Genomic DNA, 20,732 nt, shown 5'->3' with positions numbered 1-20,732 from the left:
CTTACTTCTTCACTTCGTGGGGCAGCACGTCCGAAAGGCCGAGCTTGCCCGGATTGAGGATGTTTTGCGGATCAAGTGCCCGCTTCACTGCCACCAGCACCGGGAACGCCGTGTCGAGCGACGGCGCCATGTAGGGCGCGCGCAGCAGACCGATGCCGTGATGGTGGCTCAGCGCCGCATTGTATTGGATGAGCACCGCGTTGGCCGCATCCCATGCCGCGCGATACCACTTCTGGCGATCTTCCACGGCCACGTCACCGCGCAACGAAAAATACAGGCACGCGCCATCCACATAGGCATGCGACTGGTGCGCGGAACCCGCCAGCGTGCCGGGCACCGCGTTGATCGCCGCCACCACGTCGGTGTAGATCGCGGCCAGATCGCTCCACGGGCCGGCCATCTCTAGCGTGTCGGCCACGAAGCCGGGGCTGCGCTTGAAGCCTTCTGCACTCTTGCCAGTCAAGTAACGCGTGTCGAGCCAGCGCTCGAAGATCGCGTCGCCATCGAGCCTGTCACCAAGTTCGGCGCAGACACGCTCGCTGATCGCCATCACGGCGTCGACCATTTCCTTTGCGCCTTCATCGGCCACCAGCAGCACATTGGTCTCGGGCAGGCCGAACTGCACGCCGCTTTCGAGTTCGTCGTAGAGACGCAGCGCGGCGGGATTCGCGCCACGTTGCATGATCTCGCGGCACGCGTCGAGGCCGATCGCGAAGGTCTTGAAGCCGTAGGCAATAGCGCGACCATAGTCGGGCAGCCGATGCAGCTTCAGGCGCACGCGCACGATTACCCCGAGCGTGCCTTCCGATCCGATAAACATCTGCATCAGGTCCGGGCCCAGCGCGGCGCGGGGATAGCCTCCCACGGTCACCAGGCTGCCGTCGGCCAGCACCACGTCCATGCCGACCACCATGTCCTCGATCTTGCCGTAGCGCGTGGAAAGCTGGCCTGCGCCGCGGCATGCCACCCAGCCGCCGACCGTGCTGATCGCGTACGACGACGGCCAGTGGCCCATCGTCATGCCGTACTCCTGCTGAATCGTCTGCTCGAAGATATCGCCGAACATGCCCGACTCCACTTCGACGATCTGGCTCTCGCGGTCGAAGCCCAGCAGCCTGTTCACATCGCACACATCGAGCACGATGCCACCGCGCACGGGCAGCGCCGCGCCAGTCACGTTGCTGCGGCCGGCCGATACGGTCACGGGAATGGCTTTGGCGTGCGCAATGCGCATCACTGCCTGAATCTGCTCGATCGTGGAGACACGCACGATCACGCCACGCGGCGTGGCGGGCTTGCCGCCCGTCTCGGTCATCATCGAGCCAGCCCACCAGTCGCGCGTCCACTCAACCACGTCACTGGTGGCGGTCAGAACGTGATCGGCGGCCTTGCGCAACGCGTCGAGCGTGTCGTTGTCGATCGCGACGGCATCCCGCTGCAGGCCCGGCGCGTCTGGCGTCGCCGTGATACTCCCGGCAAAGTGAGGCGGCGTGTGCTTGCCGACGACGTAGTTGCCACGGTTGTAGCCGCGCTTGATGGCTTCCTTGCTGATCATGTTGCTTCTCCCATTAGGACGGATTTTTCGAGGGCGACAGCGGCCAGGTAGTCACTGACCTGCTGCGCGACGGCCTGCCCGGAAAGTCCGAGCTCGGCCTGGAGGATCTGGGCCACGCGTGGCGCGGCCTGCGCCGATGCGTCACGCGCCATCAGCCGCGCGCGAATGCGGCGCGACAGCACGTCGTCGACGGTGCCGGCCATTTCGTGACGCACGGCATAGACGATCTCGGCTTCGGAATGCGGCAAGCCTTCGACAATGGGCCGCGCGAGCGCCGGGTCGGCCTGGAGGATGTCACTGACGAAACGCGCCTCGGTGCCATAGCGCTCGCCCAGGTGCGCGGACATGCCTCCCGACGCAACGATGGCTTGTGGATCGTATCCGGCAGCGCCAAGCAGAAAGGCCGACTTCGTCCGGCATTTCGCACGCTTGCCAAGAACCTTCTGCGCCGCGTCGACGGTCTGCTCCGCCATATGGCGCGAAGTGGTGAGCTTGCCGCCGACGATCGTCACCAGCCCATCACCAGCGATATGGATGTGATGGTCGCGCCGGACTTCCAGCGTCTTGCCGCCGGGCGGTGCCACCAGTGGACGACAGCCAGCGATGCTGCCAACCACGTCTTCTGGCGCGATATCGGTCTTCAACGCCGAACGCGCGCCCTCCAGCAGGAAATCAAGCTCCTGCCGCGTGCACATGACATTGTCGAGATCGCCTTCGTAGTCTTCGTCCGTAGTACCCAGGTACGAGACGTTGCCCCAGCGCGTGATCGTGGCGCGACGACTGCGGCCCGGCACGGGAATCGTCACCGTGCAGTCATTGCGGATCTTGAGCCACGGAATGGCGACGTGAACTCCCTTGGCGGGCCGGATGTTCAGGGTCTTCTGCTCGCCCTTTCTGCCACCGGTCCAGTCGCGCAGCCACACGCCAGTGGCCATGATGACCACGTCCGCGCACACGCGGATCTCGCGGCCATCGGCTTGAATGATCGCGCCGTCCACCTTGCCGCTGGCATGACGCGTGATTTCCGTGACCAGTGCGTGGTTGGTCACCACCGCTCCGTGAAACGCGGCGGTGCGTGCGATGTTCAGCGTCAGCCGCGCATCATCGACGCGCGCATCGAAGTACAGGAAGCCGCCCTTCAGATGTTCATCGTTGAACGTCGGACAATGCGACAGCACTTCCGCCTTCGTCAGCTTCTGGTGCAGGATGCCTTCACGCCAGCCGCCGGCCAGATCGTAGGTCCACAACAGACCTTCGAAGGCCTTGGCCAGGCGCTTGTCGAACACACCGTCACGTTCCATCACCGGAAACAGGAACGGCAGGCGCTGGACCAGGTGCCGTGCATTGCGGCGCAGCCGCTGACGCTCGAGCAGCGAATGGCGGACAAGACCGAGGTTGCCTTGCTCGATATAGCGCAGGCCACCGTGCACCATCTTCGATGACTTGGATGACGTCCCCGATGCGAAATCGTTCTTCTCGACCAGGGCCACGCGATAACCACGCAGGCTGGCGTCCAGCGCCGCGTAAGCGCCGGTGACACCGCCACCGACGATGAGGATGTCGAATGCTTCCGATTCCAGCCGGTCGAGCTGTTCACTGCGCACCAGCCGAAGCGGCTCGACGCGGGTCATGGCGGCGCGCTCGCGGTTTGCGCTGCGGGATGGAAAACCCATCATGTTGCTTGCTTCTCCTGATCGGTCAATGCGCGGCAAATGCCTGCACGTGGGAAAGCTCGGAAGCGACACGCGCGTGCCAGAGCGCACGCCGTTCCTCCCGTTCGTCGTCGCCGATGCGCGGCATGAACACCGCATCCGGCAACGTGGTGGTGCGGGCTTGCTGCAGCGAATCCCACATCAGCCCCGATGCGCCAGCCAGATAGGCAATGCCACGCAGGCTGGCCCGGTCGGTCTCCTGCATCCGATGAATCGGCAGGCCCGTAAGGTCAGCCTGCATCTGCAGCAGCGCGTCGCTGCCCGACAATCCCCCGCCGACGACGAGATCACGCACCGGCACGCCGGCAATATCGCGGTTGGCATCGATGCAGGACGCCACGGAATGCGCGATGCCTTCCAGGATTGCGTAGGCGATCTCCGCCTGAGTGGTGGCCATCGACACCCCGTTCAACGCAGCGCGCGCCTCGGGCCGCATCTGCGGCACACGCAAGCCCGTCAGCGCGGGAATGAACGTCACGCCGCGCGATGACGGCACCGACGCAGCCAATGCGCTGATCTGCTTCGCGCTTTCGAACCAGTGCAGCTTGTCGCAAACCCAGTTCAGCGCCGAGCCGGTAGTAGCCACGAACGTTTCCACCGAAAAGTGCGAAACCCCCTCGAAGCGACGTGCCGTCATCGTCAGCGTGCTGTCCGACTGCCCGCTGCGCTCGGGCAGGTCCGGGCCGATGACGAGATCAACAAAGCTGCCGGTGCCGTGCAGGCACATCGACTGGCCGGCGTCGAGACAACCGAGGCCGACTGCGCCCGCCAGTTGGTCGCCCGCGCAGGCGAGGATCGGCACGTCGACGCCAAGCAGGTCGCGGCGCGTGCGCCCGAAGTCGTCGGCATCCTGGCGCAACTCTGGCAGCAACTCTTGCGGGAATCCGAGCGCCTCGACCCACTCCGTCAGGTAGCGGTGTTCACCAAGAACATAGGCACTGCACGATGTGGCATTCGTCGGTGTGGTCACACACGCGCGTTCGGTGGACAGGTGCCACAGCAGCCAGCTATCGACGGTGCCGAACGCAAGCCGGCGATCGCGCCACGCATCGGCGACGGCGCGCGTCTCCCGCAGATGTCGCGCGGCCCACAGGTAAGCCGAGCGCACGCCGGCTGGACGACCAACGGTGGCGCGCAAGCGCGGGTCCCACGTGGATGCCATCTGATCGAGGTCCGCCGCGTACCGCGTGTCCTGCCAGACCATTGCGGGCACCAGCGCACGCCCCGTTACGGTGTCCCACAGCACGCCGGTGGAGCGCTGCGTGGCGATGGCCAGCGCGACGATGCACAAGTCGTTGCGTTCGGCTTCGGCCAGCGTGGCGCGGCAGACTTCCAGTGTCTTTTCCAGCAGCACGTTGGCGTCCTGCTCCACCACGCCGGGACGCGGTGAATCCACCTGCAGCGTGGTGTACTGCTGACACGAGACGTGGCCGTCGCTGGCAACCACCGCGGCACGCGTACCAGACGTGCCTTCGTCGATCGCCAGGATGACGTTCCTGTTTTTCATGGTGTTACTTCTCTGTAGCGGGATGCATGAAGCCGGCGCCGTCGCGTGCATCGCTGCGGAACTGCGGCGCATCGGCTTCGTTATCGGGATGAATGGCCGTGCGCGTGGGGTCCCAGCGAATGAGGAAGCAGATAATGCTGGCCACCAGCGGCACGACGGAGAGAATCAGGAAAGTGGTTTCGAGCCCGTAGCGCGCGCGAAACAGCGGGAATACCAGCAGGCCCAGCGCGGCTCCGATGGCACCCAGCGCGCCGATAACGCCGTTGGCGCCCGCGCGCAGTTCGCTGCGGAATGACAGCGACGACAAGCTCTTGCCATTGGCGCCAGGGCCGCCCGAGTGGAACAGGATGAACAGCGACGGCACGACCACGGCCACCCATGTGGGCATCTTGCCGTTGAACAGGCCAAGAATCAGCAGCATCACGAACACCGCCGCGAAGCCGTACGCGGAAGCACGGCGCAGGCCGAGCTTGCGGCCGATCACCGGTGACAGGAAGCCACCGAAGATGCCACACACATTGAACACCAGCGCGCCAATCGTGGCATAGACAAAGTCCTTGCCGAACAGCGCCGCGCTGATCAGCGGCAGATACCAGCCAATGCCGAAGTACTGGATCGACTGACCGATCTGCACGGTGGCCGCCAGAATCGTGCGGGGCAAATAGATGCCACGGAAGATCAGCAGCACGTTGGCGAGACCGCGGCGTGCCATGTTGGTCACCGGAACGCGCTCGGCCAGTGGCGCAGCTTCGAACGGACGACCGTAGATGCGTGTCATGGCCTGCGCGGCGGCTTCGAGGCGCTCCTTGCGCGCCAGCCATGTCGGGCTTTCCACCAGGAACAGTACTTGCAAGATCAGGATGCCGACGCCAAACACAGCCGTGGCCGCCACCGAGTAACGCCAGATCGTGTCACCGACTTGCCACGAGTAAAACAACAACGCGAGCAGCAGGTTCAGGCAAACAGCCGTGTACCACATGCCCTGCCAGGTATTGAGACGGCTCTTGAGCTTCACGGGCGTGAACTCCGCCAATACCGCCATGGCAATGGCGAAGTCGATACCGTACGCGGCACCGACGAAGAAACGTCCCACGAGAATCGCGTTGAAATCGGGCGCGAATACCACCAGCAAGGCACCCACGACGGCAAAGACCTTGGCCAGGATCAGCGGTTTGACACGGCCCCAGCGGTCAGCCATCCAGCCACCCAGCGGATTGAAGGCGATGGCCACCCACGAAGCGAACGACGTCAGCAATGCCACCTGCGCCGGTTCCAGCTTCAGGTCGCGCGTCATGGGCCCTAGGCCCGCGCTCAGTGCGGAATTGGAGAATGCGTCGAGGAACAGTCCGCCCAGTGCCAGCCACCAGATGACGCCGGCGCGGCCGCGAATGCCTGGACAGGAATCTATGAAGGCGATGACATCATCGATGCCACGTATCTTGATGGCAGAGGTTTGCACGGCGGTCTCCTTGTCGTTGTTCTGTAAGAGGCCGCAGCAAACTGCACGCGCTAAGAGACCATCTTACAGATGGTCTCTTATCTGAATCTGCCCAGCGAATGTATGCGCTCCGCCAGGTGGTGTCAACCGGGAAAACCCGGTTGTGCCGGGACGATTCGCTACAAGAATGGATTGCCGGAGGCGCGGGAGGATCTCCCTTGCGCTAAGCGGCACGAGAAGCTGGCGCGCCAACGCCTCAGAATAGGCGCGGCTCTGCGCGATTGCGATAGCCTTCTCGATGCCGAGCGGGGTGGGCTTGCCCGCCATGTCGGTGACGACGATTTCAGTGTTGTCAGGCAGCACCGCCATCCACTCGTCATGCGGAGTTGGGTCGGGCCGGTGAATGGGAAAGAACTCGCTGGGAATGGCGAGCACTGTCTGCGCGTGCAGGCTCGAGTCTAGAAGCGAGCTCACGTGGACTCAACGCGCAATGGCTGCTGCTGCATGACCATCCAGTCGCGAGCAATGTTCGATAGCTTCAATCGTCGCTCGCCGGAAGCGGTCGCCAGTCGAGATCTTCGGCGCGGCGGGCGCTGCTGCCGCACTTGCCTCTCTGGCGATGCGTGCCGATCTTGCCAGCAGCGCATCGGCGTCGAACCGGTGGTGGCTCCCGAACTGCGCCTGCTTTTGCGTGAGGCGGGCCAACTGGTCACGCAGCCAAACGTCGCCGCGATCTGCGAACGCACCTGGCTGGATCAAACGAATGGACATGACGGACTCCCCTTGCGTCCAGCCAAAGGCCGGTGACGCGCCTGACTCGTGGAAGCGAGACGTCGTATTTCTCGCTTGGAACGAAGAGTAGTGATCCGCCTTTGATGGCGCTCTCTGTTTCTTGCGCTAGAAATACTCCACCCCTTGCGGTGCCCTTTTTAACTTCAACAGGAACACCAAAGTCAGATCAAGGCGGTAGTCGCCACGCGCGCAGCACGACAAAGACGTCCGCGAGTTGCGCGGCGTGTGTCGTAGAACATCTCCGAACTTCGTCGCAAGAACCGGAGTTTTGAATCGCGAAGCGATGTCTACTCTTTCGCTCAGATCATCGAGCGGTTTCGTTGATCTTCCGAAACTATCCATGAGGATTCCAAATGAGCAAAGAAGACGACAACAAGGCCGTCGTCGGCCGGTGGTTCACCGAATTCTGGGGGAAGAATCCCAATCTGGCGGTCATCGACGAAATCGCCGCGCCCGACATGCTGCTTCACTATTCGCTGCATGAGCCCCGTCGCGGCCGCGCGGACATCAGGGCATTCATGACTGACTTCCGTAAGGCGTTCCCCGACCTCAACTTCTGGGGCACTGCGGACCTGATCGCGGAAGGCGACTACGTGATTGGCCAATGGGAAGGTGGTGGCACGCACACCGGCCCGGCGCACGATGACTTCCTGATCGGTGGCCTGCCTGCTGCAACTGGACGCAAGATGCACTTCACCGGCACTACGGTGCTGAAGGTGATCGACGGCAAGATCGCAGAGGAGCGCGGACTGGACGATGGCGTTACCGCGCTGACGCAACTCGGTCTCATCAAGGCCACCACCAAGAACGGCGACGCTTGATGAGTACTAAATGAGGCAAGTTGTTCCGCGCCTTTCTGGCGCGGAACAACGCTCCCGATCGGCACAAGTAGGCCTGCAATTCTTGCGGGCCTACTTCATCTACGAGCACGTATTTTCTTTACGCGATCTTCCGAGTTACACCGCAGGAAACGGAGCGTAGTAAATCAAGTTCGGCAGTACATTTGGATTACCTTCGCTTTGTGAGGCGGGCGGCATTCCATCAACGCCAGCCTCTCATGGCTGGCGCTCTTGTTTGCTTTACCCCTACTTCGATGGATCTGCACCATGACTAAGACTGCAAGCACCGACCCTGTTGCGCAATCACTGCTGGCTTGGGTGACGGCGGTGAAGCATGGCTTACCGCCGCGGGATGTCTCCACGTCGCGCCTTGATGGAATGCGACTTGAAGACCTCGTGTTGCGTCTTCTCGATCTGGACATCGAGCAGGCCGCGAGATTGGATGTCCTGGCGGATTCCGGCTCACCAATCGAGCGAAGCCCGATACGCTTCTATGAGACATTGCAGCAGGCTACTCCATGACACCCGAGGCCTACGACTGGATGAACATCGGGATTTCGCTCGATGCTAATGGAAACGCCGTGCTGCCTGGCCTTCTGACGGTGGAGCAATGCGATGCACTCGCGGCACTCTACCCCAATGAGAAAGGCTACCGCACACGGATCGTCATGGCTCGTCATGGATTCGGGCGCGGCGAGTACAAGTACTTCGCTTATCCGTTGCCGCCGCTGCTCGAACAGCTACGCCACGCGCTGTACCGCCGGCTAGCGCCGATTGCCAATCGCTGGAATCTGCAGTTGGGCATCGACGTGCAATACCCGGATGATCTGGTCGCCTTCCTGCGGCGGTGCCACCAGGCGGGCCAGACCCGGCCGACACCGCTGATCCTTCAGTACGGTGAGGGCGACTACAACTGTCTTCACCAAGACCTGTACGGCGAGCACGTTTTTCCGCTGCAGGTGGCCATCCTGCTGTCGGAGCCCGGCAAGGATTTCGCTGGCGGAGAGTTCGTCATGACAGAGCGCTCCACAAAAGGTCAGCGCGCGGATGTGGTTTCGCTGCGTAAGGGTGACGCGGTGGTATTCACCGTGAATCATCGGCCTGCGATGGGACGGAGTGGCGCTCGCAAAGTCTCCATGCGCCATGGCGTCAGCCGCATTCTCATGGGCAAGCGCCACACTGTGGGCCTGATCTTTCACGATGCAAGGTGAGCATGGGAACGCTCGAACTCTTTGAGGAAACTGCGGAGCACCACCGTCTCGGTCCTGCCGCAGTGGTGCTGCGCGGATTCGCGCTGCCTTATGTGCCCGATCTGATGCCTGCCATTGCGGGCATCGAGACGACTTCGCCCTTTCGGCATATGGTCACGCCGGGCGGTTTCACCATGTCGGTGGCGCTAACGAATTGCGGCGCGTTGGGCTGGACGACCGACCGGCGCGGCTATCGCTACACCACCGTTGATCCCGATACGGGCAAGCCCTGGCCGGTCATGCCGGAGGTATTCTTTCGGCTGGCAAATGAGGCTGCTGCTGAGGCGGGCTTTGACGACTTCGAGCCCGACGCCTGCCTGCTCAATCGCTACCTGCCTGGCAGCAGACTTGCGCTGCACCAGGACAAGAACGAGCAAGCCTATGAGACGCCGATCGTTTCGGTATCTCTGGGCATGCGGGCTACGTTCCTGTTCGGCGGTCATGCGCGCACCGCCCCCACGATCAAGGTACCGCTCCACCACGGGGACGTAGTGGTGTGGGGCGGCGCCGATCGTCTGCGCTACCACGGCGTAATGCCGATCAAGGATGCACCTCATGCGCTGCTGGGCAGCCAGCGCATCAATTTCACTTTCCGAAAAGCGGCCTAGCTAGCTCCTGGAATTCAACCGCAAGAGACGGAGTTTCCTCCCGCGGTGGATTCACTAGAGTGACAGTAGCAGCCGAGGTTTCCTATGAGCAGGATTTCCGCGGAACCGCCGGGTCAGTTGGCTGACACGCGCCGCCAAGTCGAAGCCTATTGTCAGTCGTTGGTCGATACCGGCGAAGCGCGATGGCGGATCAACAATGACGGTGATACCGAGCTGCATATGAAAGGTGGCGAGGCTTACCTCTTTGGCAAGTTCGGCGTGACGCGGCTGACGTGATCCACGAACGAGCGATTCGATTCATTCAAGAAGGAGTACACCGTGAAGATGTTTCTCAGCCAACTGGATTCGCCGCTGGGTGCCATGCTGCTCGTGACCGATGCGCGGCGGGTCGTGCGTGCGCTCGACTTCGCCGACCACAAGTCACGGCTGTATCGCGGTCTGCGCGAGCACTATGGCGAGGTGGAACTGACTGAGATCCCTGCCCCGGCCGAGATTGCCGATGCACTGGCCCGCTACTTCCATGGCGAGCTGGAGGCGCTGAAGGTGCTGCGGACTGCGACGTCTGGTTCGGAGCTGCAGCGCCGGGTCTGGGCCGCGCTGCGCCGCATCCCTGTGGGCACGACCACGACCTACGGCAAGCTAGCCAAGACGCTGGGTTTCGACGACCCGCGCGCGGCCGTCGAGATCGGCGCGGCCAATGGCGCCAATCCGATCGCCATCGTCGTGCCGTGCCACCGCGTCATTGCGAGCAATGGCGACCTCAAGGGCTATGCCTGGGGCCTGCACCGCAAGCGCTGGCTGCTGGAGCATGAGAATGCGATGGTGGCAAAGAAGATGCAGCCCGAGACGCAGACCGCCATGCTGCCGGGGTTTTGATCTTGAGCGGAATTCATGCGAAGACTATTGCCGCCGACCTGTCACCACTCGCCTACCGCCGGGCCGTCAAGTTCCTGTCCGAGTTGGACGAGGACTGGGCTCTCCACATTGCCGCCATCGGACCATGTCGCCATGAGGCCAAGCCTGCACGCGAGCCCTATGAGGCGCTGGTGCGGGCCATTGCCTATCAGCAACTGCACGCCAGGGCGGGAGATGCAATCCTGGGCCGCCTGCTGGCGCTCTACCCCGGCGTGTCTTTTCCGGCGCCAGAGCAGTTGCTGGCCAGCGACCCTGAATTGCAGCGCGCCTGCGGCTTTTCGGCAGAAAAGCTGGCCACCATTCGGCGGATTGCCCAGGCTACAGTCGAAGGCCTTGTGCCGAACCTCGAAGAGGCCCGGCGTCTGCCTGACACTGCGCTGATCGAACGCCTGACGTCCCTGCGAGGTGTCGGGCTCTGGACGGTCGAAATGTTCCTGATCTATTCGCTGGAGCGATCCGACGTCCTGCCAGTGGACGACTTCGGCGTGCGGGAGGGTTATGGACGCCTGAAGAGTCTGGAGAGGGCCCCCACGCCGCGTCAGATGCGCGAGATCGGAGAGGCCTGGAGCCCTTTCCGGACGGTGGCCGCCTGGTATCTGTGGCGCTTGCCCAGTCGATAGATATCGGCCGCAAGAATCGGAGTGCTTGCGATGGAAAGCCCGCGTATTCTGGCGGTGTGATTGATGATGACGAGATTTCTGCGATGAAGACGACCATTGCCTACGAAACGGAAGACGACCGCTGGACGGCCGTACAGGCACGCGATGCTGGCGCCGACGGCCATTTCGTTTACGCCGTGCGCACCACGGGCGTGTACTGTCAACCAAGTTCGTCGGCTCGGCTGCCCAAGCGCGAGAACGTGGAGTTCTTTGACTCGGCCGAAATCGCCGAGGCTGCGGGCTACCGCTGCAGCCGCCGTGCTCATGGTGACCAGACCAGTGCAGCAGCCGAGCGCGCTGCATTGGTGGCCCGAGCCTGTCGCATGATTGAAGCATCGGAGACGCCCCCTCAGCTCGATGACCTGGCGACTGCAATCGGCATGAGTCCGTTTCACTTCCATCGCCTCTTCAAGGCTGAAACGGGCTTGACGCCCAAGGCCTACAGCTCGGCCTATCGCGCCCGCAAGCTGCGCGAAGAACTGAGCAGCCCGGAAGCGTCAATCACGAACGCTATCTACGACAGCGGGTTCAATTCAAACAGCCGGTTCTACGAAGCCTCCGACCAGTTGCTGGGCATGCGCGCGCGGGATTATCGCTCCGGTGGTGTCGGTGCTGTTATCCGCTTCGCCGTGGGCCAGTGCTCCTTGGGCGCCATTCTGGTTGCGCAGAGCCAGCGCGGCATCTGCGCAATCCTGCTGGGCGACGATCCCGACCAGCTGGTGCGCGACCTCCAAGACCAATTCCGCAAGGCCGAGATCGTCGGCTGCGACGGTAAGTTCGAGCAGTTGATTGCCCAGGTGGTGGGCTTTATCGAAGCGCCTGCGATGGGATTGCACCTGCCGTTGGACGTGCAGGGTACCGCCTTCCAGGAGCGCGTCTGGCGCGCGCTGCGCGAGATCCCGCCGGGTACGACCGTGAGCTATGCCGAGATCGCCGAGCGCATCGGTTCACCCAAGGCGGTACGCGCCGTCGCCCAGGCGTGTGCCACGAATCACATCGCGGTGGCTATTCCCTGCCACCGCGTCGTGCGGCGTGATGGCGATCTGGCCGGCTACCGCTGGGGTGTGGATCGCAAGCGCGAGCTGCTGCGCCGCGAAACCCAGGTTTGATGGGAAGGTGTCCCATGACTGCGTTCGACGCAACCCTCGATCGCCTGAATTGGGTGGACATCGGCCTGCAACTCGATGCCGAAGGCTATGCCGTGCTGCCTGGCCTGTTAGGTGCAGATGCGGCGCGCGATCTGGCGCGACTGACCTCTGCGTCTGGTGCCGATCGAGTGGCTTTGGCATCCAGTGGCCTCGGGCGCGGTGAACTGCTGGTCTTCGGCACGGGTCTGCCGGCGCCGCTAGAGCAGTGGCGCACAGCCCTCTATCGTCGTCTGGTCATCGTTGCTAACCGTTGGAACGAAACCATCGGCGTGGATCATCGATATCCGGCCGAACTGGAAGACTTCTCGCGGCGCAATCGGAAGGCAGGCCAGACGCGGGGGCAATCCCACCTCAGTCGGCTCAGCGTCGAAGATCATGTATTGCTGCATCAGCGCAATGAAGGCGAGCAGGTGTTTCCCATGCAGATCGTCGCCGTGCTGTCCGAGCCGGGCGTCGATTTCCAGGGGGGCGAGTTCGTGTTGACTGAGCAGCGCCCGCGCATGCAGTCGCGCCCGGCAGTGTTGCCGCTCAGGATCGGCGATGTGGCTGTCATCACCACGGCGGAGCGCCCCTTCAAGGGTACCAAGGGCTACTATCGCGTCAATCTCAAGCACGCCATCAGCCGCGTCCGCAAAGGCGAGCGCATTGGACTGGAACTGTCGTTCCACGATGCACCGTGATGCAGAAGAGGTGCCGCACATGCCGACCCTGGACAAGACATTCATGCTGATCGGATCGGATGGCAAGCCGTACTCCAGCGCCATGCCCGGCATCTTCGGAGGCCATCGAGGCCGCAAGTTATACGGGCGCATGGATTGCCGTGCCGCGCTGCAGGCGATTGCCCGTGGCACGTATGTGAAGCACCGCGTTTTCTTTGCCGACGAGGCCACGGCCATCGCCGCCGGCTACAGACCGTGCGCCATTTGCATGCCCCAGGAATATGCGACGTGGAAAGTGAACCAGCCCACCAAGTCCTCGGGCAGTACCCGAAAGGAGGCACGCTCATGAGCGCACGACTGCCCATCTCCGCTAGTGCGGACAACCTCATGCCGCACGACCTACCCGAAGCCCGTATTGCCGCAGCCAACTGTACTGAGACAACGAGAAGCGTGCTCCCTGACACGCAAAGCGCTTTGCGATGGAAAGAGCACCGTCGGCCGTGTTTCTGCAGTGGCGTGCCCGTAAGGACGCCATGCGACGGGTGGAATTGAAGGGCAACGACTCCTCCTGACACCGAGCAGTCACCACTGCCGCCATTCAGGTAGTAGAACTTGAACGACCACTACCGGGCCGTCTTTCGTCATTTGGCTGGTGGTGCCTGAGCGTCGCCGAAGGGGCAGAACCGGCCCCCACCAAGTCCCCATGGCCGAGTCCGGCCATCTGTGAGCAGTTGAGTGCATGCCATTCGAGGCCGTGTCGGCGGCGCTACAGGTGCGCGGCTGGCGCAGAGATGAACAGGTTCAGCCCCAATCGTTCCGACAGGAAGCGCATGACAAGCTGCCCGCGCACGCTGTTGCCGGCGGCATCCAGTGGCGGCGAAAAGGTCGCGACCGCGCCCTTGCCGGGGGCGATCGTTAGTATGCCGCCGCTCACGCCGCTCTTTCCAGGCAGGCCCACGTCGTAGAGCCAGCTCCCTGATCGCTCATAAAGCCCTGCCGTCGCCATGACCGCCAGTACTCGCTGGCAAGTCGCGGCGCTCACAACCTGCTCGCCGGTGAGCGGATGGACACCGCCGCCGGCCAAGGTTGCGCCCATGAGAGCGAGGTCCCGCGCACTGACCAGCAATGCGCACTGGCGAGTGTAGACCTCAACCGCCTCATCCGGATCACAGTAGAGACGCCCGTGCCCGCGCAGGAGGTGCGCCAATCCGGCGTTGCGCTGGTTGTTGGCCGCCTCGGACTCGTACACGTGCTCATCGCACGCCAGCTCGCGGCCCGCGAAGCGAGACAGACCCTGGCGAACGTGGTGCCAGCGGTCATCTGCACCAAAGCCGGGTATCAGGCTAGTGGCAGCGATAGCGCCGGCATTGACCAACGGATTGCTGGTGCCGTCGGTGCGCAGTTCCATCGCCATGATGGAGTTGAAAGGCAGCCCTGTAGCGTCTACACCGAGCCGCGTTGCGGCTTCGGCCGCCCCGAGGGCCTCGCATACCAGTGCGAACACAAATGGCTTGGACACGCTCTGGATCGAGAAAATCTCAGCCGCCTCGCCGACCATGAACGCGTGGCCCCGAGTATTGGCGACACAGATGCCAAAGGCGGACGGGTCCGCCTCGGCCAGGGCCGGGATGTAGTCAGCCAGTTTTCCGCCCGCTTCCTCCCGAAAGTTCTCATAGGCCGCTTCGACCAGCGAGCGGATCTCCTCCGGCCCGGGCAGCGTGCCAGTGGAGACGAAACGTGCTGTTGGAGTGGATGACGAGTTCATGCCTTGGCCAACCAATATGGGATGAAGCGGGTGGGCTGAATAAGTCCCGGATTGATCATGTCTCCTCCCCTATTAACACTTCCCTGTGTCAGGCGTGCGCCACCAGGTGGCGGCTCTCAGAATTGCGAACGCCCTTGGAATCCCTATGATTCTCCACGCAGCGCCGAATCTTTTCACGCAACACATAGGCGTTCGGGATGCCATGCAAGTGGATGTCCGGCGAAGCGCCATTCGAACTCACAATTGCTATGTTGGCCAGTTTTAGCAGCCACAGGAGCAACGGCTGCGTCAGTTGAATGTCGCGCACAAGGGACAACTCCACTTCATCGAGTTTCATGGACATGATGCCACTACGTACCGTCACGCGCTTAGTGGTTACCTCTATCCTGGTCGTCTGAATTCTCAGGTAACTGAGCGCTGCGATGATGACGGCCGCAGGTATGAGAAACGGTATGAAGCACATTACGACGCAAAGCACAAAGACAGGAAGGTTAGCGGCCTGCGACGGGCGTCCAGACCACAAGAGCGCTTCGTTGGACATTTGAACTCCGTAGTTTCAGAAGGGGGCTGCGACGCGCGAAGTTCCAGCGCCTGCAGAACTCACTCCGAAAGTAGGCGTAACGCGGGCGCACGACTTTTCCTGAGCCGCCCCCGACTTTGCATTCGGCGCCAGTTGGCGACAGGAGTGCCCTGGCATCCACACTACCGAGTACCGTGCAGCCGAAAGGGGTGAAGCCATCTGCACGTTGGTCGCAAATGCCACTAGGCTCCACCACCTCGAAGAAGAAAACGACGAGCCCATCCAACAAGACCTGCCCCCCCGAAACGGGCGTGCCGCACAAGCAGCCTTACGAACAGTCTTACAAGCAGCCGTACACGCCGACCGTCTCGCCAGGCAAGCTTGCGCCGCCCTGCACGGCGCGATCGGCGTGACGGAGGAGTTTGATCTGCAGTCGCTGACGCGACGGCCTCTCGAATGGCGAACCGCGCACGGGTCGGAGGCTTGCTGGGCTGCCGTGATCGGCGATGCATAGCTAGCGGACCAGATTGCGATCGTGGACTTTGCCAGAGGGCTCACGCCGTAGCGAAGGAACAGTGCCCTCCAGTCCGCGCGAAACAAATATTACCCGGGCATAAGCGCAGGGAAACCGTGGAAACCGCCACAACTTCTGGATGCAGAGTCCGGATCAGCAGGTCGCCGTCAGCGTCGTATGCGCTCCCGACGCTTCGTCGCCAGTTCGGCGAACGCTGCGTGCGCAGGAGATAGCCTCTCGAAGTTCAAGGCATTAGCGCGCTGCCCCTCGGCAGCCAGGCGCCGCCTTCAGATCATTGCAATGCGATCACATACCGACAGGCGCAGCTTGTCGCGCGCTAACATTCAACGCTGACGGCACACGCCCACCCTCGAGCCCGAGGCACTTGATTCACACGGCATCCCCATGGTCGTGCGTGAGATGCGGCTGGAGTCATGCGTAACAAGCCCACACTGGGCCTTGAAAACGCCAGCGATCACAGTGCATTGCATCGAGCGACGCGGTGAGGACGGCTTTGGCGAAGGCGATTTCAAGGCGCTGTTCGAATCCTGGGAGCAGAGTCAGGTTCGGCGCGGCCCGCTCACCGGTTCCCACATCTTCAAGGTACACATCATGCAATCCAAGACGACAATCACCCTTGCGGATCCGCACCCCGTTCTCGGCAGCACCCAAGTTTTCAAGACTTTCAACTACGCGCCGGCTGTTGCGGCAGGTGGCCTGCTATTCATCGCTGGCCAAATTGGCATTCGCGCAGACGGGACCGTGCCCGAGACTGTGGAGGAGCAGATCGATCTCGCGTTCCAGAGGCTGCGCGCGATTCTGCAGGCGGCTGGCCTTGGATTTGAGGATCTGGTTGAGCTGGTCAGCTATCACGTAGATGTCGACAAGCAACTCACGGCGTTCCGTGAGATCAAGGACCGATACATCAAAGCGGATGCACCGGCCTGGACGATACTGGGCGTGGCCGCGTTGGCCAGGCCGACGCTATTCGTCGAAATCAAGGCTGTTGCTGCAACGCGCGCCGTGTAATTGGTCAATCGGGGAACGCTGCGGATTCAACCAGTCGACTGCACACTCCGTGGAGGCGACGAATGACGCCATCCTCCCCTCCGTCAGTGCAGCGTGTAGAGAGTCTGTCGCCCTTTGGCATAGAGGTCCATGGCGATCTGCAGGATCTCATCGCGATGCCGGTCGAAGGAGTCCAGCATCCTCGCTTCACCGGAACCGAGAGCGGGGTCGAAACTCATCAGTACGCGATCCTCCACCAAGAAGGTAATCTCGCCTGTGTTGTCATAACCCCAGAACCACACGCCACGCTTGGCCTCATCATAGGTGCGGCTTGGATTGGGAAAGGTAAGTGTCATGTGTCGTCCTGTGTCCAACGCCTTTGATTAACCGCGTTGCGCGCACACTACCACCGCGATGCGCCCCAACTAATGCGTATCGCGTTTCATGCTCTCGGCTTCCATCGCGGCATGCAATTCCTCATATGCCTCGACTGGCTCCATGTCCTGATCGACGAACGCGGCTGCGCGCTCTGCTGCGGCTAATGCGTCGCGTGGGATGTCGGTCTGGCTGTCATCCTCGGTACTTGGCGGCAGCAGCATATCCTCAAGCATCCCCCGCAACTCCGGCGTATTCCATGGCTTGCCCAGCCTGCTCTTCCTGTTCAGGTAGTGACGGATTTCCGAGTCTTGCTCGGCGGTGAGCGGCAGCCCCCGAAAAGTAGGGTCAGTGTTGTGATGGATCATGATGCGCCTCCCGAAGCGGTGTGCGCCCGCAATATAGAGATATCGACGCCCTGCGGTGTACGTTACAAGTTACGCATGATCACTGTGCCGCGTGTCCGCGGCACAGTGATTTACGTCTTCCTCTTGGCGACACCTTCGTTCCCAACGCGCGAATGCGTCGTGCCAAATGGGGTTCCCGGCACGGCTGGCTTCTTGGGCTGCTTGGGCTTTTTCGCTTCGCGAGTGCTGCGTAGTTGACTCTTAGCCATGGTATTGCTCCTGATTACCTTGCTTGCCAAGGTGCGGCAGTACCAGCATACGCGCTTGGAAGCGCCAGCAGGATGATTCTCTTGACGCTAGAGAGAAACAACGGATTCGCCCGCAACCAGTCCGTTGATGATGTCTTCGCCAAACTGCACCGCTCCCCTACGCGCGGTACCGATGTTCTCCCAAAGCGCATTTTCAAGCCGGAAAACGCGGGTATGTTCGCTACCGGGGCGATACCCTGCCCGGCAGATGACGATCGACGCATTGAACCTGCCGTCCGGCTTGACTCGCGGCCAGGTCTGAACAGGCTGGTTCTTGTAGACCAGAGGATAGAGGTCGAAGCCCTTGTAGAAGGCGAAGGGTGGGGCGTTACTGATACTGGCAATGCTCACGACTGCTCCATGCGGCGTGGCGCCGCTGTTGCCCAGTTACGTCATGGGCTGTGTTGAGAATGCCTGTTGACGACAACAACGCTCAAAGTGAAACAACGGATTGGCCGAGAATTGCGCCGTTGATGATGTCCTCGGCATAGCGAAGCACAACGTGCTCACCTCCGGCGAGGTCCGTCTTCGCGACAGATCAACACAACGGCGTTAACAATCGGTCTGGCCTGTGCCCCCGTCGGGCAGGCTCCGTTGCCGTTACGGCTTCCATTAGCCACTGTACTCTACTGGTGAGGCGAGGAGTGCTTTTATTCCACCGGGGAGAACAACTGCGCGACCGGCGAAGAAGCGAATCAATCGGCCCCGCAACCTGACCTTCCTCCCTCCTTAACGTACCGTATGACAACCGTGGCGAACCGGAGGCCGCTCTGCCTTGAAAGCCGCCATTGTGTTTGCACTGGGTCGATTGGCAGTTCAGGGGCGGCGCCGACCTCCTGGGACCGGCGTAGCGGAACTAGGATTCGACAGGCGCTTGCCCGCCAGAAGCAGGCGTAAGAAAGCGCCCACAAACGACGCCAGTTCAGCGCCAAATGGAAAACTGCACAACGGCAGTAATTGCGCATGGGCGATCGAGCCCACCGTCACGCCTGCGGCCGCCGACAGGACGCCCATGACGGCTTTGCACAGATCAGCAAAACCCAGCTTCTCAGGGTTGAAGAAGACCAGCTTGAACGCCTTGCACAACTGTCCCCAGATCTCCCGAATGATTTTGATCGTTGCCTTCTGTGTGGTGGCAAAGATGTTGAAAACCGTGGTCGTCAGGCTCGATACGATGCCACCAAAAATGCCGTCCTTGAAGCTGGTCAGGAAGTCCTTGAAGCGCAACCGAATACGACGCCAGATACCCCGAAAGGTGCTCTGGATGTCTTCGACGAACTTCTCGAAGCTGAACTGTCTTTTAAGGGTGTCCAGAATAATCGGAACTTGCGCGCGTAGCTCGAACCAGACCTCCGCCATGACCAACCCAAGCATTTGGCGAGTGCCCATCTTGAAGCCAGAAAGACCCGCAGCAAAGCCGGTTTGCTGCATGAACTTGCTGCCACCGTAATAGGCACGATCGATTGCTCCATCGTACTCCCCTCGGGATGCCGCACCATTGCCGAATGCCACGTCGCGCCAATAACTCGTGCTTGCAGCATGGCCGGCAGAAAAGCACGCGCGCGACTGAAGCTCTTGAGGACCGGAACCCACGAAGTAGACAGGACGATTTTGGCGTCCGGATACGGTGCGAGAGCTTCTTCAAGGATCGGGGCCCACATGAATAGTGTCCCTGCCGCGCGAAGCTCGGGACGGCCTTTCACCAAGTAAGCGGCGTCCGGATGCAAGACACCGTCATAGTCCAAAAACACAATCATCGCCGCCCTGGCTTTCTCTGGAACGGAGTGGCGCAGGCCTATGGCTCTAGCTCGGCACACCCCAAAAACAAGGCATTATAGATTTATATACAGTAGATGTATATCAAGTAGAGTTCAGTGCGTGTAGATTTTTAATCGTGCTTTGCGCACTCTGCGCCTCATGGCAAAGAGTGCAGAAAAGACCTACGCGCGGCTCCGGGTTGCGTCCAACCTACGTAAGGTGCGGGAAAAGGCTGGCCTTTCCCAGGAAGATCTTGCCGTTAAGGCGGGATTCCATAGGACCTATGTGAGCCAGATCGAGCGCGCAGTGAACAATGCCACCATTGACAACATCTGCAAGCTCGCAGAATTTCTGGGGGTCGATGTTCACGAGTTGTTCGTCGATCCTGATCAGCAATAGATCTTCGCCGACCTAGCGCCCGATCCCCTCTCCCCGGCGCCCGCGATCCCGCAGGTCGACGCCGTCCTTTTTTGGACCACCTGAACGGTCACCTCCTGCGCGGCGATTGCGTCTCTTGGTAAAAACTTAATTAGCGCAGCCCAGCAGCCTCACCGCGCGGTATGAGCGAGCGATGATCCTATGCGATGAGAAAGAACCACTCGCGCACAGTACGGCGCGACTTGACCGGCAAACGGGCGAGCGCGGGGTGGTCTGTCGTCGTGATCAATTGGTGGGGGAGCAGGAAACGTGACAGCCGCCCGTTGCCATCCATAAAGGGGGCAGGAAGACGAAACCGAACGAGAAAAACGCGGCGACCAGGCAAGGGCCGATGGGCCGCCCCAGATGGGCCAGCCGTACATCTGCGTTGACCAAGCGCCCCAGACACACAAAAGCCCGCGGGCGCGGGCTTTTGGCGGCCATCAGTGACAACTGGGATGACCTCATAGGCTAGGCCTGAACCCATTCTAACAACACAGCCTCGCGTGATCAAAATGTTGGCGAGTCCTTGAATCTCGGCGTCACCCGGAATCTTCGCCTGTACCGAAACGCGCCGCCCAATACGGCTGAGTCTTTCCCGCCTGGTCCACACTATCAATGAACGCTACGAGATAGTT

Annotated in this window: 24 protein-coding genes and 1 pseudogene; 12 read left to right on the top strand and 13 right to left on the bottom strand. The window is 61.6% G+C overall.

The window, feature by feature from the left end:
- Nucleotide 1: 1 nt before the first annotated feature.
- From WD006_RS09195 to WD006_RS09170, 6 genes are all read right to left on the bottom strand, one after another.
- Entirely contained in the window at nucleotides 2–1,555 is a 1,554-nt protein-coding gene (locus WD006_RS09195; RefSeq protein ID WP_029306967.1) for an FAD-binding oxidoreductase, read from the bottom strand.
- Nucleotides 1,552–3,231, bottom strand: coding sequence for a glycerol-3-phosphate dehydrogenase/oxidase (locus WD006_RS09190; protein ID WP_029306966.1), 1,680 nt, complete (start codon nucleotides 3,229–3,231; stop codon nucleotides 1,552–1,554). The genes WD006_RS09195 and WD006_RS09190 overlap by 4 nt, the downstream gene beginning before the upstream one ends.
- A 22-nt stretch (nucleotides 3,232–3,253) precedes the next feature.
- Entirely contained in the window at nucleotides 3,254–4,774 is a 1,521-nt protein-coding gene (locus tag WD006_RS09185; protein WP_011519851.1) for an FGGY family carbohydrate kinase, read from the bottom strand.
- 4 nt (nucleotides 4,775–4,778) lie between these two features.
- Nucleotides 4,779–6,233, bottom strand: a complete 1,455-nt coding sequence (locus WD006_RS09180; protein ID WP_011519852.1) for an MFS transporter — start codon at nucleotides 6,231–6,233, stop codon at nucleotides 4,779–4,781.
- 63 nt (nucleotides 6,234–6,296) lie between these two features.
- A complete protein-coding gene (locus WD006_RS09175) occupies nucleotides 6,297–6,686 on the bottom strand; it encodes a hypothetical protein (protein ID WP_011519853.1) in 390 nt (129 codons plus the stop codon).
- A gap of 6 nt (nucleotides 6,687–6,692) precedes the next feature.
- On the bottom strand, nucleotides 6,693–6,983 hold the full coding sequence (locus tag WD006_RS09170; protein WP_011519854.1) for a hypothetical protein: 291 nt from the start codon (nucleotides 6,981–6,983) through the stop codon (nucleotides 6,693–6,695).
- 374 nt (nucleotides 6,984–7,357) lie between these two features.
- Between WD006_RS09170 and WD006_RS09165 the strand changes: the two genes are divergently transcribed.
- From WD006_RS09165 to WD006_RS09120, 10 genes are all read left to right on the top strand, one after another.
- Nucleotides 7,358–7,825 (top strand): ester cyclase, encoded by a 468-nt coding sequence (locus WD006_RS09165; RefSeq protein ID WP_011519855.1) that lies wholly within the window; start codon nucleotides 7,358–7,360, stop codon nucleotides 7,823–7,825.
- Between the two features lie 285 nt (nucleotides 7,826–8,110).
- Nucleotides 8,111–8,365, top strand: coding sequence for a hypothetical protein (locus WD006_RS09160; RefSeq protein ID WP_049799811.1), 255 nt, complete (start codon nucleotides 8,111–8,113; stop codon nucleotides 8,363–8,365).
- Nucleotides 8,362–9,054 (top strand): 2OG-Fe(II) oxygenase, encoded by a 693-nt coding sequence (locus WD006_RS09155; RefSeq protein WP_029306965.1) that lies wholly within the window; start codon nucleotides 8,362–8,364, stop codon nucleotides 9,052–9,054. Before WD006_RS09160 ends, WD006_RS09155 begins: the two co-directional genes overlap by 4 nt.
- Nucleotides 9,055–9,056: 2 nt before the next feature.
- On the top strand, nucleotides 9,057–9,701 hold the full coding sequence (alkB, locus tag WD006_RS09150) for a DNA oxidative demethylase AlkB (protein ID WP_029306964.1): 645 nt from the start codon (nucleotides 9,057–9,059) through the stop codon (nucleotides 9,699–9,701).
- Between the two features lie 84 nt (nucleotides 9,702–9,785).
- Complete coding sequence (locus WD006_RS09145) at nucleotides 9,786–9,977, top strand: hypothetical protein (RefSeq protein ID WP_029306963.1); 192 nt, start codon at nucleotides 9,786–9,788, stop codon at nucleotides 9,975–9,977.
- Nucleotides 9,978–10,025: 48 nt separating this feature from the next.
- Entirely contained in the window at nucleotides 10,026–10,577 is a 552-nt protein-coding gene (locus tag WD006_RS09140) for a methylated-DNA--[protein]-cysteine S-methyltransferase (protein ID WP_035832360.1), read from the top strand.
- Nucleotides 10,578–10,579: 2 nt separating this feature from the next.
- The gene (locus WD006_RS09135) at nucleotides 10,580–11,236 is read left to right on the top strand and encodes a DNA-3-methyladenine glycosylase family protein (protein ID WP_029306961.1); all 657 of its coding nucleotides are present in this window, start codon (nucleotides 10,580–10,582) and stop codon (nucleotides 11,234–11,236) included.
- Nucleotides 11,237–11,319: 83 nt separating this feature from the next.
- A complete protein-coding gene (ada, locus tag WD006_RS09130; protein WP_029306960.1) occupies nucleotides 11,320–12,384 on the top strand; it encodes a bifunctional DNA-binding transcriptional regulator/O6-methylguanine-DNA methyltransferase Ada in 1,065 nt (354 codons plus the stop codon).
- 14 nt (nucleotides 12,385–12,398) lie between these two features.
- Nucleotides 12,399–13,103 carry a 2OG-Fe(II) oxygenase gene (locus WD006_RS09125; protein WP_029306959.1) on the top strand — a complete coding sequence of 235 codons (705 nt, stop codon included), beginning with the start codon at nucleotides 12,399–12,401 and terminating at the stop codon, nucleotides 13,101–13,103.
- Nucleotides 13,104–13,122: 19 nt separating this feature from the next.
- The gene (locus WD006_RS09120; protein WP_035832358.1) at nucleotides 13,123–13,431 is read left to right on the top strand and encodes an Ada metal-binding domain-containing protein; all 309 of its coding nucleotides are present in this window, start codon (nucleotides 13,123–13,125) and stop codon (nucleotides 13,429–13,431) included.
- Between the two features lie 417 nt (nucleotides 13,432–13,848).
- Here WD006_RS09120 and glsA read toward each other — a convergent pair whose 3' ends face one another.
- Both glsA and WD006_RS09110 read right to left on the bottom strand, forming a co-directional pair.
- Entirely contained in the window at nucleotides 13,849–14,847 is a 999-nt protein-coding gene (glsA, locus tag WD006_RS09115) for a glutaminase A (RefSeq protein ID WP_029306957.1), read from the bottom strand.
- 88 nt (nucleotides 14,848–14,935) lie between these two features.
- Nucleotides 14,936–15,388: a PH domain-containing protein gene (locus tag WD006_RS09110; protein WP_227874021.1), complete on the bottom strand. Its 453-nt coding sequence runs from the start codon at nucleotides 15,386–15,388 to the stop codon at nucleotides 14,936–14,938.
- Between the two features lie 898 nt (nucleotides 15,389–16,286).
- Here WD006_RS09110 and WD006_RS09105 point away from each other — a divergent pair.
- On the top strand, nucleotides 16,287–16,910 hold the full coding sequence (locus WD006_RS09105) for a RidA family protein (RefSeq protein WP_231108854.1): 624 nt from the start codon (nucleotides 16,287–16,289) through the stop codon (nucleotides 16,908–16,910).
- Nucleotides 16,911–16,993: 83 nt separating this feature from the next.
- Here WD006_RS09105 and WD006_RS09100 read toward each other — a convergent pair whose 3' ends face one another.
- The 5 genes and pseudogenes from WD006_RS09100 to WD006_RS09080 all read right to left on the bottom strand — a co-directional run.
- Nucleotides 16,994–17,245, bottom strand: coding sequence for a DUF1488 domain-containing protein (locus tag WD006_RS09100; protein WP_008641190.1), 252 nt, complete (start codon nucleotides 17,243–17,245; stop codon nucleotides 16,994–16,996).
- A gap of 69 nt (nucleotides 17,246–17,314) precedes the next feature.
- On the bottom strand, nucleotides 17,315–17,632 hold the full coding sequence (locus WD006_RS09095) for a hypothetical protein (protein ID WP_008641189.1): 318 nt from the start codon (nucleotides 17,630–17,632) through the stop codon (nucleotides 17,315–17,317).
- Between the two features lie 335 nt (nucleotides 17,633–17,967).
- Entirely contained in the window at nucleotides 17,968–18,270 is a 303-nt protein-coding gene (locus tag WD006_RS09090; RefSeq protein ID WP_011518271.1) for a hypothetical protein, read from the bottom strand.
- Between the two features lie 465 nt (nucleotides 18,271–18,735).
- Nucleotides 18,736–19,431 (bottom strand): hypothetical protein, encoded by a 696-nt coding sequence (locus tag WD006_RS09085; RefSeq protein WP_227874156.1) that lies wholly within the window; start codon nucleotides 19,429–19,431, stop codon nucleotides 18,736–18,738.
- Nucleotides 19,432–19,463: 32 nt separating this feature from the next.
- Nucleotides 19,464–19,676 (bottom strand): annotated as a pseudogene (locus WD006_RS09080) (HAD domain-containing protein); the annotation flags it as partial.
- A gap of 160 nt (nucleotides 19,677–19,836) precedes the next feature.
- Here WD006_RS09080 and WD006_RS09075 point away from each other — a divergent pair.
- A complete protein-coding gene (locus WD006_RS09075; protein WP_035832302.1) occupies nucleotides 19,837–20,076 on the top strand; it encodes a helix-turn-helix domain-containing protein in 240 nt (79 codons plus the stop codon).
- Nucleotides 20,077–20,732 lie beyond the last annotated feature (656 nt).

This window comes from Cupriavidus sp. Met-2, assembly GCF_049843575.1.
GTDB classification, from domain to species: domain Bacteria; phylum Pseudomonadota; class Gammaproteobacteria; order Burkholderiales; family Burkholderiaceae; genus Cupriavidus; species Cupriavidus metallidurans.
Note: the sequence above shows the minus strand (reverse complement) of the source record. Positions and strands in the feature narration are given on the sequence as shown.

Coding starts and splice junctions, on each gene's coding strand:
- WD006_RS09195 (WP_029306967.1), bottom strand. CDS start 1,555: ATGATCAGCAAGGAAGCCATCAAGCGCGGCTACAACCGTGGCAACTAC.
- WD006_RS09190 (WP_029306966.1), bottom strand. CDS start 3,231: ATGATGGGTTTTCCATCCCGCAGCGCAAACCGCGAGCGCGCCGCCATG.
- WD006_RS09185 (WP_011519851.1), bottom strand. CDS start 4,774: ATGAAAAACAGGAACGTCATCCTGGCGATCGACGAAGGCACGTCTGGT.
- WD006_RS09170 (WP_011519854.1), bottom strand. CDS start 6,983: ATGTCCATTCGTTTGATCCAGCCAGGTGCGTTCGCAGATCGCGGCGAC.
- WD006_RS09165 (WP_011519855.1), top strand. CDS start 7,358: ATGAGCAAAGAAGACGACAACAAGGCCGTCGTCGGCCGGTGGTTCACC.
- WD006_RS09160 (WP_049799811.1), top strand. CDS start 8,111: ATGACTAAGACTGCAAGCACCGACCCTGTTGCGCAATCACTGCTGGCT.
- WD006_RS09155 (WP_029306965.1), top strand. CDS start 8,362: ATGACACCCGAGGCCTACGACTGGATGAACATCGGGATTTCGCTCGAT.
- alkB (WP_029306964.1), top strand. CDS start 9,057: ATGGGAACGCTCGAACTCTTTGAGGAAACTGCGGAGCACCACCGTCTC.
- WD006_RS09145 (WP_029306963.1), top strand. CDS start 9,786: ATGAGCAGGATTTCCGCGGAACCGCCGGGTCAGTTGGCTGACACGCGC.
- WD006_RS09140 (WP_035832360.1), top strand. CDS start 10,026: ATGTTTCTCAGCCAACTGGATTCGCCGCTGGGTGCCATGCTGCTCGTG.
- ada (WP_029306960.1), top strand. CDS start 11,320: ATGAAGACGACCATTGCCTACGAAACGGAAGACGACCGCTGGACGGCC.
- WD006_RS09125 (WP_029306959.1), top strand. CDS start 12,399: ATGACTGCGTTCGACGCAACCCTCGATCGCCTGAATTGGGTGGACATC.
- WD006_RS09120 (WP_035832358.1), top strand. CDS start 13,123: ATGCCGACCCTGGACAAGACATTCATGCTGATCGGATCGGATGGCAAG.
- glsA (WP_029306957.1), bottom strand. CDS start 14,847: ATGAACTCGTCATCCACTCCAACAGCACGTTTCGTCTCCACTGGCACG.
- WD006_RS09110 (WP_227874021.1), bottom strand. CDS start 15,388: ATGTCCAACGAAGCGCTCTTGTGGTCTGGACGCCCGTCGCAGGCCGCT.
- WD006_RS09105 (WP_231108854.1), top strand. CDS start 16,287: ATGGTCGTGCGTGAGATGCGGCTGGAGTCATGCGTAACAAGCCCACAC.
- WD006_RS09100 (WP_008641190.1), bottom strand. CDS start 17,245: ATGACACTTACCTTTCCCAATCCAAGCCGCACCTATGATGAGGCCAAG.
- WD006_RS09095 (WP_008641189.1), bottom strand. CDS start 17,632: ATGATCCATCACAACACTGACCCTACTTTTCGGGGGCTGCCGCTCACC.
- WD006_RS09075 (WP_035832302.1), top strand. CDS start 19,837: ATGGCAAAGAGTGCAGAAAAGACCTACGCGCGGCTCCGGGTTGCGTCC.